The organism is Paenibacillus alvei DSM 29 (assembly GCF_000293805.1).
Lineage (GTDB): Bacteria > Bacillota > Bacilli > Paenibacillales > Paenibacillaceae > Paenibacillus_B > Paenibacillus_B alvei.
Genome location: NZ_AMBZ01000001.1, coordinates 251,184 through 265,296, shown reverse-complemented (window position 1 = coordinate 265,296; position 14,113 = coordinate 251,184). Strand labels below are relative to the sequence as shown.

General features: G+C 45.2%; 9 protein-coding genes, 1 pseudogene and 1 riboswitch. Of the genes and pseudogenes, 5 read left to right on the top strand and 5 right to left on the bottom strand.

What is annotated here, in order from left to right:
* The first annotated feature begins 23 nt into the window (after nucleotides 1-23).
* Both PAV_RS01365 and PAV_RS01360 read left to right on the top strand, forming a co-directional pair.
* The gene (locus PAV_RS01365) at nucleotides 24-1,754 is read left to right on the top strand and encodes a sensor histidine kinase (RefSeq protein ID WP_005542967.1); all 1,731 of its coding nucleotides are present in this window, start codon (nucleotides 24-26) and stop codon (nucleotides 1,752-1,754) included.
* A gap of 14 nt (nucleotides 1,755-1,768) precedes the next feature.
* Complete coding sequence (locus PAV_RS01360; protein ID WP_005542965.1) at nucleotides 1,769-3,508, top strand: response regulator transcription factor; 1,740 nt, start codon at nucleotides 1,769-1,771, stop codon at nucleotides 3,506-3,508.
* Between the two features lie 297 nt (nucleotides 3,509-3,805).
* Here the strand turns inward: PAV_RS01360 and PAV_RS01355 are convergent, their stop codons facing one another.
* A complete protein-coding gene (locus PAV_RS01355; RefSeq protein ID WP_238555727.1) occupies nucleotides 3,806-4,504 on the bottom strand; it encodes a hypothetical protein in 699 nt (232 codons plus the stop codon).
* A gap of 311 nt (nucleotides 4,505-4,815) precedes the next feature.
* On the opposite strand from PAV_RS01355, the gene PAV_RS01350 reads away from it, so the two are divergent.
* The gene (locus tag PAV_RS01350) at nucleotides 4,816-5,523 is read left to right on the top strand and encodes a hypothetical protein (RefSeq protein ID WP_005542961.1); all 708 of its coding nucleotides are present in this window, start codon (nucleotides 4,816-4,818) and stop codon (nucleotides 5,521-5,523) included.
* 82 nt (nucleotides 5,524-5,605) lie between these two features.
* Here the strand turns inward: PAV_RS01350 and PAV_RS01345 are convergent, their stop codons facing one another.
* Nucleotides 5,606-6,358, bottom strand: a complete 753-nt coding sequence (locus PAV_RS01345) for a class I SAM-dependent methyltransferase (protein ID WP_005542960.1) — start codon at nucleotides 6,356-6,358, stop codon at nucleotides 5,606-5,608.
* Between the two features lie 389 nt (nucleotides 6,359-6,747).
* Here PAV_RS01345 and PAV_RS01340 point away from each other — a divergent pair, with 389 nt between their 5' ends.
* Nucleotides 6,748-7,659, top strand: coding sequence for a serine/threonine protein kinase (locus PAV_RS01340; RefSeq protein WP_005542958.1), 912 nt, complete (start codon nucleotides 6,748-6,750; stop codon nucleotides 7,657-7,659).
* A gap of 151 nt (nucleotides 7,660-7,810) precedes the next feature.
* Here the strand turns inward: PAV_RS01340 and PAV_RS35755 are convergent.
* Together PAV_RS35755 and PAV_RS36775 are read right to left on the bottom strand one after the other, a co-directional pair.
* Nucleotides 7,811-8,070 (bottom strand): annotated as a pseudogene (locus tag PAV_RS35755) (endonuclease V); the annotation flags it as partial.
* A 72-nt stretch (nucleotides 8,071-8,142) separates the two neighbouring features.
* Complete coding sequence (locus PAV_RS36775; RefSeq protein ID WP_262866354.1) at nucleotides 8,143-8,268, bottom strand: hypothetical protein; 126 nt, start codon at nucleotides 8,266-8,268, stop codon at nucleotides 8,143-8,145.
* A 322-nt stretch (nucleotides 8,269-8,590) separates the two neighbouring features.
* Nucleotides 8,591-8,680, top strand: a riboswitch (cyclic di-GMP riboswitch).
* 128 nt (nucleotides 8,681-8,808) lie between these two features.
* Between PAV_RS36775 and PAV_RS33050 the strand changes: the two genes are divergently transcribed.
* Nucleotides 8,809-11,481 (top strand): CAP-associated domain-containing protein, encoded by a 2,673-nt coding sequence (locus PAV_RS33050; RefSeq protein WP_157266533.1) that lies wholly within the window; start codon nucleotides 8,809-8,811, stop codon nucleotides 11,479-11,481.
* 230 nt (nucleotides 11,482-11,711) lie between these two features.
* Here the strand turns inward: PAV_RS33050 and PAV_RS01325 are convergent, their stop codons facing one another.
* A complete protein-coding gene (locus PAV_RS01325; RefSeq protein WP_005542955.1) occupies nucleotides 11,712-13,796 on the bottom strand; it encodes a glycosyl hydrolase family 18 protein in 2,085 nt (694 codons plus the stop codon).
* Nucleotides 13,797-14,113 lie beyond the last annotated feature (317 nt).

Here is a 14,113-nt window from a genome sequence, read left to right as displayed (position 1 = left end):
TCCAAATGTAGGGAGAACATACGATGAGACTATTATTCCGCTTAAAAGACTCTTCCATCTTCATGAAGATCATGGCTGTATTTCTAATCGTGCTGCTCCCCCTCATGATGATTACGTTATTCATCAATGAGCGGGGAGCTAATAGCATTCAGCGGGAAATATCGCGTTCCACCTTGAATACGACCAGCTTCTATTTAGATTCACTCGATAAGGAAGTGGAACGAATCAATCGGTATTTGCCCAACTATGTAACAGACAATGATTTGTTAGAATTGGCTGCGCTGGGAACCGACTTAACCGATTATGAACGGGCTAACAACATAACGATGATTCAAAAGCGTCTTGAACTGATGAAAAATACAAGTTCCTTCATTCGTGAAGCAAGGGCATATGTACCGAAAATTGATCGTACGCTGTTAAGCCAGCAATTCAATACATTCCTGAATCGAGAGGAATTTGCTGCGATGCAGCATGGCAGTCCTTTTTACAGCAAGCCGTTCATATACTGGAACAATCGCTTGTTCATAACGCTGCAATATCCTACAAATACATTCAAAGACCCTGTCTATATGGTAGGTGTGGAGCTGTCTACGAGCAAGATTAAGGAATCGCTCGATCAGATCGCAGGCTCCTTGAATGGAGAAACGATGCTGCTGAATGTGGAGTATGGATGGGATATTCGAAGCAATGAGCAGTCGACGCTGCAAGAGTCAATGAAAGCGTTTATTCAGGAGAAGTGGAAGAAAGAACAATATGAAGGCTATGATATTGTGCAGTATGATGGCGAGCGATATTTGACGGTGTACAAATATTCTCCTGTATGGAGCTCATACTCTGTAACTTGCATACCGGAATCAACCGTTCTGGGGCCGATCCAGAAGTATCGGCAGTGGTTCTGGTGGGCATGCGGGTTGGCCGTAGCGGCGGCGTTATTTTTCTCCTATTCTTTAATGAAGCTGATGTATCGTCCGCTAATGAAGCTGATTCAAGCCTTCAGAAGAGTGAAGCAACTGAATCTGGCTCCTGTCCCAATTGATCGCGGTCATGACGAGTTCGGCTATTTATACCAAGCTTTTAATGATACCGTGCAGTCGCTTAAAACGCTTATTGAGCAAAATTATGAGCAGCAAATTCGTACACAGCGCTCAGAGTTGAAACGGCTTCAATCGCAAATTAATCCGCATTTCCTATACAATTGCTTTTTCGTGCTGTGCCGGCTAATTAAGTCGGAAGACAAAGAGAAGGCATACCAATTCTGCTTGTATATCGGCGAGTATTTTCATTTCATTACCCGGAACGATGATGATGAAATTCCGCTAGAGATGGAAGTGAAGCATTCCTCGACCTATGTAGACATGCAATCTATTTGCTATGGGGATCGCATTCATGTATACCTTGACATTGAGAGTTTGCCTATTCGAGTACCACGTCTTGTACTGCAGCCGATTATCGAAAATGCATATAAGTATGCCTTCGGCAACATGCGCGGAGAAGGAGAACTATGGGTGCACAGCGAACAGGTTGATGGTGGCGTTATCATCAGTGTAGAAGACAATGGCGATAGCTTGGACGATGGGAAGCTGAGTGAGCTTTGCAGCCGCCTTGTCTATTGTGCTAATCATATTGATGAGACAACTGGCTTAATAAATGTGCACAGGCGTATTCAGCTCCGTTATGGAGAGGCATATGGATTGGAATTGTCGCGTTCTGAACTTGGAGGACTGAAGGTACGTATACATCTTGGGCTTGAATAAAGGAGGAGAGCGACATGCGACGAATGCTTATCGTGGACGATCTACCCATTATTGTAGATGGATTGCTGGAATTGTTCCAGGGCATGGAGCACCTAGAACTCGAAATCTTGAAAGCGTATTCCGGTGAAGAAGCACTCGAAATGATGCACGGATCTGCCTTTCCGATCGATATTGTAATCTCTGATATCAAGATGCCAGGCTTAGAAGGGATCGAATTGTTGCAGAATATTAAGTCCCATTGGCCGAACTGTAAAGTGATCTTCTTAACGGGATATAATGACTTCCAATATGTACAGAGTGCTATGGTTCTTGGAGGGTTCGATTATATTTTGAAAATTGAGAGCGATGATAAAATTATTGCCGCCGTGGAACGGGCTATTGCTCAGCTTGCCAAGGAAAGCGAGCAGATGCGCAGGCTGGAACAAGCGCATTATCGAATGCGGCAGGCACTGCCGCTGCTGCAGAAGGAGTACGTATGGGAGCTTCTTGAGGGAAAGCAGGAGATGATAGGCGGGCTGGAACGGAATTTTCAAGAATATGATATTCCTCTGCGTGCGGATCAGCCTGTAATCCTTCTTGTTGGCAAGGTGGATTCGTGGAAAAACTCCTTCAGTTCACTTGATAAATCACTTCTGTTATACGGTGTTCAGAATATTGTCGAGGAGTATGTCACTCCCTATATGGAATGCTTCTCCTGTACGTTCGAGCATTCCAAGCTAGTATGGCTGCTTCAACCGCGCATGACGCAAAATGGGCATCATATACACCCCTATCCCGAGTACGATTCTTATGAAAAATCGCTTACGGAATCGGAAGTATGGAGGTCGTCACAGGCACGCTTGGGCGGAGTCATAGGTATGATTCAGCAAACCTGCCAGCGTCTTCTGCAAGTAACGGTATCTTTTGCGCTAAGCAGCACATGGGCGGATTGGCCGAATGTGGCGGAACGCTTCCAAATGCTGAAGTATTGCTTCGTATCTGGTTATCAACTTCCGAATGAGGTCATTCTTACGGATTCCGATATTTTACGTATGCAAGAGTGCGACGATGGAACCGATACACAGGACTACTTCCAGCATAATCGTATTCAACTGCTGCAGAAATGTATGGAGAACAATCATCGGAAAGAATTTTATGAATTGTTCCTGCATATTACGAAGGATTGGAACAGTGAAGACGAGAATAGCTATGCGCGCAAGATGGCATTGTACCATTCCTTGTCGGCCTTGTTCTTGTCCTACTTAGGGAATAGTCACAAGTTGAAGCAGGAGGCCGGCGCGAAATTCGACCTCGGTTTCTTGTACCAGAAGCGGGAAACGCTCTCTTGGCTTGAGATGAAGAAGCATTTCTGGGAACTGGCTGAATATTTGTTCGAGCGGCAAGAAGGGCGAGACGAACAGGTTCCAGGAGAACTGATCAAGAGAGTACACCGGTATATTGCAAATAATCTTACGCGGGATATATCGCTGATCGCCATAGCGAACGAGGTGGGATTGAATCCCTCGTATTTATCCCGATTATATAAGCAGATGACCGGTATTGGCATCTCAGATTACATTAACGATTATCGCAACTTACAGGCCAAGGAATGGCTGCTCAATGGCTCGAAGAAGGTCAATGAGATCGCATCTGCACTTGGATATAATTCTGCGCTTGCCTTCATTCGCTTCTTTAAGAAGCAGAATCAGATGACACCGCTGGAGTATCGAATGAAGCTGCAGACCAATGATGCAAGAGAGGAACTATCGCAATGAATAGAGGGCCGCATAGCGGCTTCCTGGCTCGAATCATTTGAACGACGATTGTTAGAAAGACCTGTGCCGTTGAGGGTTGGCGCAGGTCTATTTTTGCATGGTGTTGAATGTTGAACACTCATTTTCCCCTATTAAGGTTGGTTTCTTCTCTGATTGTTATTTATAATAAGATTCACACGCTGAAAGATATAATATCTCTGTTGTCTGCACACCACGGGGATTTTTATTTTAACCGGATGACTTTGAAAGGGAAAATAAAAAGCCCAGAAATAATTCCTGGGCTCTGGGCTCACTTAATTACGGCTTAGCTACTGTATTAGATCCGTTGAAGTGCTTTCTATAGTAATCTGAACCACTTTTTGTTTCACTAGATGACCAACCTACCTGTACCCTTTCATAAAGGGATAAACCAAGTTCCATTGACTTACTTGTAGTTGTGTCAACCTTTGCTTCTGCATATCCACTATAAGATAATTGAAGACTACCTGACGCTTGTATTGATCCTTTGGCAAAGTTTTCAACAACAGTAAAACTTCCAGAATAAGGAGCTATATACCCTGTATCGTCATATACCTTTTTAAAACGATGACCATAGGAATTCCCAAACCTAAACTGCTCTACTTGAACAAGTACTCCAACTTTAACCTTAACCCCTGCACCAATATCAACATTTGATGAATATTCTGCATCAAATGTCTCGTACGGGTCACCTGCGAATAATTTAGGAGTGTTTTGCTCAGATTTGGAAAACTCCGCTCTCACTTGATTAATACTTTTTTCAGTAAGTTCAGCGTAACGAGCATAAAATTCATCTCGACTCAGTCTAGCAATTTGTGAGCTTTCTACATCGACATTACTTGATTGCCTAACCAATGGTGAGAATGTTGTTGAGTTTGTACTAGAGAGATTAGCGGCTGCAGCAGGAGCAACATTACTAAATATAAAGGAAGCGCTTATGCAGTCAAAAGAAGCAAAGATGTTTTTCTCAATTGTCACGCATCCTTTCATGGCATTATATTCCACTTCGCGTTATATGTATTATAGCGCACGAAAATTTCCTTTTTTATTTCATTATCCTAGGCCATTCTTATCGTGCATGATTTTAGCCGTGGATCCATCGGGATTGGGATTAACTCTGGTAATGAATTGGTCGCCTTCCTGGCGATAATAATACGGGCCCATTGGCACATAAGAATTGGAATAAAGATTGGTATGTAAAGATGAATACATAAGGATTGACACTTAAAGGTTGGTAGATAAAGATTGATAGATAGAGATTGATAGATAGAGATTGGGGGAGTTGAGAGATGAGGGCACGGTTCGGCTCTATTTTAAGCTTTTTTGGCGGCCTATTCTTGTTTGCCTTTGGAATTGGAATGATTGGAATCATGTTGGAAAGGTCTATGTTCAGAGTGGATTTTATTGGAGTATGTTTCTTTGTATTTCTTATTCCTGGTCTTATCCTGTTCAGATTTGGGGGTAAGATTAAGAAAAAAGCAAAGGAGCGCGAATATTTTCGGCAGCTAGGGCTTAATCCGCCAAGCATGGTTCTCTATTCATTCATGCGGTTTATTGGGGGATGTTTAATCCTTTTATACGCAGTCGTATGCTTTAGTATGATCGTGAACTGGACGACTCAAAAAGACAAGCTCATATTAGCAATTCTCTTTGCCCTCCTTTTCTTTACGCCTGGGGTACTGCTATGGTGGGCGGCATCCGCATTGGAAAAAAAGTCGCAGGAACGCTTTCGAATGAAGTATCCCGAATATTTTGAACAGGAACCATTGCCTCGTGATATGCCGTTGAATATTGAGACTGTTGAGAGAGTGGAAATGGTACCCGAACAGCCGATTCGATATGCTGTAGCTGAAGCCGAAGTGGCAACATCCGTCAGTTCTATTCCACCACAGCTTCCGAAAATGATTACCTGTTCCAGCTGCGGCGCAAAAAATAGTGTCTCTCCAAATTCTGCAACCAAATGTGAATATTGCGGCTCTACCGTAACCTATATGTAAATGATGCTATGTCATGAACAACAGGCTGCACCATGTCAGAACGTCTGCTGACAGGTACAGCCTGTTTTATTTTTTGCGCAATCTAATGCTTTCTAGCAAGGATAGCAAAACGTTCTTCATTCGTTCGAATGCCTTTGTTCGTCATATTGTCGGCAACGAATTGATTGAAGCTGCGCATATCATGTTCGTATTGTCCAAAGTCCGGTATTGTCGGCGTGTGCGTAAGAATAAACAGCAGATCATCTGAAGTCTGATAGTATTGGGTTAGTTGAACCAGCACAGATTGAATATGGGTAAATCCAGCTTCACGCAGTTCAGCTATATATTGACGTAGCAGGGTGCCAGATTCAACGCCATAAGCTTGGCCTCTGCCGAATGCTTGCTTCAGGTTAAGCTTGTTTCCCTCACTGATTTGTTGGGTGAGGAACACGCCATCGTCCGTCAACACCCGGGCTACTTCCGCGGCACTGAATTCGGAATGTCGGCAAGTGATGATGTCGAAGTGACGATCAGGGAACTTGAGCAGCTCTGCGTTCATTTGTATAAAGCGCACATTGGGCTTCTGAGCTGCTTCCAGATTCGCTCGTGCCGTACGGATCATGCTTGCAGAAGCATCGATACCGATGAGCTGCAAGACGTTATCGGCAATAGGGAGAACAGATTCACCGCCGCCAGTGCCGATGTCGAGCAGCATGTCAGATTTAGTGCACAGCCCGCGAACCTCCGTGAATAACTCCCAATTCAATCCTTCTGTAATAGATTTCACTTGGCTGAAATCCCAACCGTTCTGCTTGCCAACCCGATCGTAAAATTGTTTGTAATCAAAAGCTTTCATCTTGTATATCCACCTTCCCAAGTATATGAAATGTGAGCATCTATCTCCATTACGCTGCGTGGCTCCTAGGTTCCGTTGGACTCAAAAGGGCAGACTATCCCCTTGATAGCTGGTACGCGTTTTGATCCAGCCCGGAACCTACATACCTCGAACGTTGCGGAAAGTCATCCATTTCACCTCATTGGAAAGAATGGCAAGATTATATCATGGAAAAAGATTGAAGGTCAAAGCATGATCTCTTCTGATCGTTGTCTCATCGCATGTTGATATCATAAAAATCCTGAATAGAAAATATTGGGTTGCGTGTTACAATAATAGATAGTACGCGTCTGATGCCGGACATTGCATTTTCCTCGTCCCCGTTCAGGCCAGATCCTCTGGAGGAGACCGTGAAACCGGATTATGCTGATATTTGTTTGAAACGAAATTTTGTGCTTCATCAATCCTATAAAGTAAAGAAAGTAATCGCTTGCAGCGAGCTGGACATTGTATATGCGGGACAGAAACTAGAAGATGAAACAGCGGTCATCGTGAAAGAGTTCTACCCGAGGCAGGTAGCTCTTCGCGACCTCGACAAGCGAACTTTCCTGTGCAGCGGGCCCTCCGTTCAACGGCAATCTGATGGGCTGCAGGAAGCTTTCCTGACGGAAACACAGATACTTCAGAAATTGAGCCATCCGAATATCGTTAGCCTTGTGGATCATTTCCAGGAAAACGGAACGCATTATATGATAATGGAGTATTGCAAGGGTATTTCGCTTGAACGCTTCATTGAAGAAGGAAGGCTTGTTTCCGTGGCCGATTTTCTGCGTGACACGATACTGCCGCTCGCATCTGCACTTGAATATGTTCACGGGCGTGGCATCATTCATCGTGATATCAAGCCGGCGAACATTATCATTGGAGAGGATGGCCAGCCGAAGCTGCTCGATTTCGGTTCTGCCGTATACTATGAGAAGACGGGACATCGAATTTTTACGAGCACGGGATATTCGCCGCTTGAATTTTACTCCGAAAAATCACGGCAGGGAGTCACGTCTGACATATACAGCTTTGCAGCTACGATGTATTTTTGCCTGAGCGGACGCACGCCAAATGATGTGACGAGGCGCTTGTTTCAAGGCGCTATTCCGATGATAGGAGCAGTAGCTGGAGCAGTAATAGGAGTAGCAATGGGAGCAGCATTAGGCGGATTTGTCGGAGCGGCTGTGAGTACGAGTCTACTGGCAAGTGCTGCTGTCGCAGTACAGGGACGAGTCATGCTGGAGGTGGAGGCGCAAAAGGTGGGCTGCATCCGCTAAAATATCTGGCCGGTTTGTTCATGCAAGGACTCATCAGTCAATACGAGCACGAGAAAGCCAAGGATGCCTATTTATAGAAAGTGGCTGCTGGGTAAGGTGTATACAAGTGCGCGTCATATAGCAAGTTCTGGCGGTCTACAAGAGCTGGTTGGCATACCGTAGGTAATGAGATTCGGTGTCCTACGGAGACATAAATAGGATTTATATGATCCTGGGTTCTTAATACGACATCAATTTTGTCAGATTGATCAAATAGAGTTGCATATTCCCCACTCTTTTGACTAGGTTCTTCGGAATCTCCAATTAACTTGTTTTACCGCATCCTATTGCTGGAATGTTAAACAATACTCCCAAATGACTTGCTAATCCGAATCGTCTCGGATGAGCGACCCCTTGTCCATCACAGACTATTGTAATAGATATTTTACTGCACGCCTGTTGATTAACCAGATAAGCTCGATCTGCCAGCGGTTTTTATAAATCTCAGCGACTTGTTCTGCAGGAGAAGACATTTCTATGTACGGAATCCACCCATTCGCCATTGATGAACAGCTTCTTTGTGCTCTGCAGGAACCCTTCTACCTTCGGACTGATCTGAATCTGTGACAAGATGCAATCCTTCTATTTGGAAGTAGTACTGTGGTCGATAACTCGTACATCACATATGAATTCGAGCAAGCAGAACAATCCCATTGCGAGGTCTTTTCGTGCATAGATATTGCTGGTAGCCTGAATAAGAGAGTAGTAGATCGATCACTTTCATGATCTTTTTTTAAATGGGGCAGCTTCATGGAAGAAGTGCATGACGAACATAAATATCGTACTGGGTTGATAGAACGGGGACTCGATGAATTTTACGTACCTATAGGCACAATTGTATACAAGCTGTTCATTTACATGTTACTATAGATGACATATAACCTGTGTAACATTTGGATAATGGCAAACCCTAGCGAAAGCAGGGGACGCAAAGCCACGGGTCTAATGCATTTCACGATGCGATGACAGCCGGGTTGCCCTAATTGCGACATTACGTGTGTCTTTTTTAGTGCTGCGCTGCCATTAGGGCGGCGCTTTTTTTGTGCTATTGTAAAGCGTCCCTGGTGTCCATCTAATTTGATCACAGAATGTAAAAGAATAGGAGATGTAATGATGCGGACACGTTGTACAGAAACCAACAACGCAATATACCAAGAACAGCATAAACACATTAAAGCAGGCAGAATGCGGCGCATGACGATTACAGCTAGCGCTGCGCTGTTGGCCGGGATGCTTATCCATCAGCCGACCCTTTATGCAGCGGACAAGCTGGTCGGTAGCAAGATTGCTGTCACGAAAACGAACAATGCTCCGCAGGCAGGGGCAGACCAACTGCAAGGCATCACCATAGGAATGAGCGAGGCTCAACTATTCCAAAAAATCGGACAGCCGGTTCGCAAGGATCTAAGTGAATATGGCTTCGAGTGGTATATTTACAATCAGGATTATAAACATTACTTACAAGTTGGTGTTCAGGACCACAAGGTCGTTGCACTCTATACGAATGCGAAGGATTCTTATGGCAGCATTGGATTCGGTTCAACCAAGCAGGAGGTAGAGGCAGCCTTCGGATCTTCCCTCAGTCAAATTAGGAAAGGCAATACGATTTACAATATGGACAACAGCGGACAATATAGCCTGTACAAGGTCGGCGACATGTATGCAACCGTGTTCTATGATCTCCATCAACGGAATACGGTGACGGCTGTCCAGTTTATTGCCCAGGATGTTGAACTGGCGTTCAAGGGGTACTTTGGCACGCCTAGCAAACGATTGCAGACAAGCTTTGAGCAACAAATCCTCGATTTGGCTAATGCTGTGCGTGTCCGCGAGGGCATGAAGCCATTGAAGTGGAATGAAAAGGCTGCGGGAACTGCTCGCAAGCATAGCGACGATATGGGGCTGAGAAGCTTCTTCGATCATAACAATCCGGACGGCAAATCCCCGTTCGATCGACTGAAGGCGGACGGAATCGTATACCAAAAGGCAGGGGAAAACATTGCTGCTGGACAGTCGAGTGCCATCTTCGTTCACGAGAACTGGATGAACTCGAAAGGACATCGTTCGAATATTTTTGGGGACTTTTCTCATCTAGGGGTTGGTGTGTACTTCGGGGGGAAATCAAATGTATATTACACACAGAACTTCGTCACGCCGAACTTCGTCGACGATAAAAAGTCCGATGTTGTATCTCCTAGCCTCAGCAAACCTAAGGTTTTGACAGGAGATCCATTAGATGTAAAGGTCGAATATTCCGTGTCGGAGGCAGTATATTCAGCTTCATTCAGTCTTACTTACGACAGCCGCTTAACTCTTTTAGATATAAAGCCAAGCGTTACGATGGCAACCTATCAAGAGTTGAACTATCCGGGTGTCCCACTTATCACGACAAAGAACATAACCGATTTACCTGATGGCCAGAAGCAATTGAATTACTCCGTAAATCTCAACGGAGGCGCCTATGAAGGAGACGGCGACATAGCAACCATCACTTTCTTGAGCGACCAAGAAGGAAAATATACCTTCAATCTTACAAATACGAATCTATTCAATGCAAATAATGACCGGATCCGAATCGGTTACATTCACTCGTCTACCGTAGAAGTCATCAAGCCGTCTGTTCCGAATCCGAAGCCAGAGCTGCCAATTTCGTCTTCCTCATCTGGAGGCTCCAGAGGATCCAGTAGTTCTTCATCTTCGACTTCTGTAGAAGCAATTCCAGCCGGTAAGACGATGAAGGCAGGATTACTGGCAGAGACGAAGAAGGATCATGCAGTGAATGCGGAGTTCAAGATAAATGCGAATACCGTGAAAGAACAGTTGCAGGACAAAAATGCCAAGCAGGTTCAATCCGATATTAGCGATGTAAGCATGAAGGATTACAATAAAGTCTCCTTTACGCTGGACAAATCGGTCGCCAAGCTGCTGCAGGAATCAGGCAAAGATTTGCTTCTGTCTGCAGCCGAATTCGATATTACCATTCCGAATAAATCTATTGTGGAACTTATCGGAACGAGCGCACTCGAGCTTGTGGTGTCTCTTGCAGAGCATAAGGACAAAGGATTTAGCAATCATCATGGCGAGACGACCTTTACGTCTCCGATGATCACGATCCGTGGGCCGCAAGAAGCAAAGAATATCCTGTTGGAAATCTCCTTGAAGCTGATGGGAGCTACAAAAGATATTCTTAAGGCAGGCGTGTACACACAAACTCAAGGCGTAACAACAAATGCCTGGAGCTATAAACTGGCCGGAATGAAGGCATCTGATAAGAAGCATATTTCCTTCCAGGTCACGCAGTTCGGCACCTACACGATTGCAGAGCATGCAATATCCTTCAATGATCTTACTGCACATTGGGCAAAGGATGAAATTGAAGTCATTGCAGCTCACGGACTGCTGCGCGGCAAAGACAGCATACACACATTCAAGCCGAACGACGCTATTACCCAAGCGGAGTTCGCTACCTTGCTTGATCGCTTGACGAATAACGGCAAGACTTGGGAACAGCGGATTGCAGAGCCTGGGGCACGTAAACCGATTACTCGCGAAAAAATGGTCGTGATGCTTACGCGGGCATTGAAAGCTGATCTGTCCCATTCAAGCGCATCGCTTGGATTTAAGGATGAAGCACTCATCTCACAGGATGCAAAGACAGCCGTTGTGTACGCGGTGAGCAAAGGACTTATCAAAGGAACCACCGATAACAAATTTGATCCGGCGGGAACACTCACTCGAGCGCAGGCGGCAATCGTTTTGTACCGCGTGATAAACGAGCAATAAGATATTCATCATGGCACAAAAAGCAGAGATCCTAGATTATTACATAGGATCTCTGCTTCTTTTTTCCTTTTACGGGGTGTACCGCGTGATAGCGGTAATGCCGTCGGATAAGGGTTACGATTGTTGTTTCCTCAAAAAGCAGAGATTCTGCTTTCGGGAAGCTCTAATTTGAATTGCGTGAAACTTCTTACCTTTTACATCCTCATCGCTAAAGTATCATCTTGATCGGATTAATGCGGCAAGTCATTGGATACAACGGATTGCAGGGTGCGGTTTCTGTCCGCGTTTAATTCCCAGAACATCGCGCCGCGTAATCCTTTGTTTTTGATAAACTCATTTTTCAAATGAATGGACTGCTCGTCATCATACGAAATAAAGATTTTCGTAGACGGATTGTAGAGGAACGGAGTTTGCGTCGCACTGTTCCAGTAGCGGGTATAACCTTGGCCGGCAACTGTATATTTACCTGTGGAATCAGCAGACAGCAGGCCTGTGTTTTGCATGTGGGCAAAGTCATACGTCGAGCCGCTCGAACCGCCAGCAGCTTCTCCGGTACAGCTTTGATACAATCCGTTGTTATTTGGACCTGCGTTACATCCTTTCCAACCATATCCATAGAATGGTTCGCCTATGGTTATTTTATTGGCAGGAATGCCTTTATTCAAATAGTTGGTTACGGTGGAGTTGATGTTGAATTGACTGCTGCCGTTTGTGTTGGCTGGGTCGTTATACAATGGCGATACGATGCCGCTTGTGGCATCCCATGGAGCGTAGTAGTCGTAGGTCATGATGTTGATCCAGTCCAAATACTGAGCTGCGTTGGACAACCAGTTGCTGGTGCCGCCTGCATCGGCAAGAAAGCTGGAGTTTGCGCTGGAAGCGATCGTAATGTAGTAGTGCTTGCCGTCTTGTTGTCCGGCTTTATCAAGGGCTTGGCGAAGTGTTTGCAGAAGCAGGATGTAGTTTGCTTTGTCGGCTGTACGCTGACAGGTTTGGCCTGATGCGCAAGGTACGCCAATGCTGTTCGGATATTCCCAATCGATGTCGATACCATCGAATTGATATTGACGCAAGAAATTGACGGCGGAAGTGGCGAAGTTGCCTCTTGTTACAGGGTCATTCGCGGTGTTGGAGAACTGGTTGGACCACGTCCATCCTCCGACAGAGGCGAATAATTTAAGATTCGGATTGGTGTTCTTAAGCTGTCTGATCGTAACCAATTGGTTGTATCCGCCATCGGCTGTACCGTCGGTAAATGAATCTCCAATCACGATAGAGCCGTTCGGTGCTTGATTTGGAGTGCCATCGCCGTTTTGACAGGTCCATGTGTTTGGATTGGGATTATCGGGGCTCTTGGAAGGATTGCCATGTTTGCCGTTCCAGCAAATATCAAGGAATGCATAGTTGATGACCGTTACTTTTTTCGGGTCAATATTGGCAGGGGTAAAGGACGGTGTATCGTATGCAGCCCAGCTTGGGAAGTAGCCAATAATTTCGTATTGTGATGAAGGTTGGGGATTTGTAGTAACGGTGATTGCATTACTAGCGGCTGACACATTGCCCGCTGCATCTTTTGCTTTCGCCGTAAACGTGTAAGCGGTGTTCGCAGTTAAGCCTGTAACGGTGTAGGAAGTTGTATTCGAAGAACCGGCAAGTGTGGAACCATTGTATACATCATAACCTGTAACACCCACATTATCTGTTGAAGCGGTCCAAGTTAATGTAACGGAGCTGCTGGTCACGTTGGCAGTGGTTACATTAGCAGGTGCTGTAGGAGGTTGGGTATCTGGAATAACGGCCAATGTTGTTGCGCTTACAGGCGAGCTGGCTGGGGAAAGGTTGCCAGCAGCGTCTTTTGCTTTAACGGTGAAGGTATAGGTTGTATTTGGCGTTAAGCCTGAAACGGCGAACGTAGTCGTCGCAGTCGAACCCGCGAGTGTCGTTCCATTATAGACGTCATAGCCTGTAACACTGGCATTGTCGGTAGATGCCGTCCAACCAAGGGTTACGGATTCAGTTGTTATATTGCTGGCTGTAACATTTGTTGGGACAGATGGCGGCTCCGTATCGGGAGAAGCTGTTTGTTTGATCCACAGTGCCGGAACGTTTGGCGGTTCCCATCCAACAATAGAGGTATGTCCTTGTACACATTGGTAGGTATCGGTTCCATAGGTGACGAGATCACCTGCTTGATAGGCAGTATTAGGTGCCCAAGGTGAAGCGCCGAAGGCAGAAGTCAAGGGTACGGCTGTGAATACCATAATAAAGACAAAAAGCAAGATTGTACAAACTTTTTTGGCCCTTTTCAATTTCAATCACACTCCGCTTCATATTGGATTAGTTCATCGAACCTGAGGAATAGGGAAACATCTCCTTTCACTAACAAATCTATGTAACCGCATTCATACCTCTGAGAATGATAGATGGACACAATGTGGCGCAGAATGCGAAATTACAAGCTAGGCAGGGTTGTAAAGCTCAAATAGGCTATATATTGAAGAAACACTAGGTACGGCATAGTAGTTTTGTGTGTGGTGAAGCATGTGAACGAAGAAGGCGTTGTATCCTATGAATCCATGTATGAATGAGATGAGGAGAGAGGCAGAATAAAAGCGAATCGCTTTAACAAATT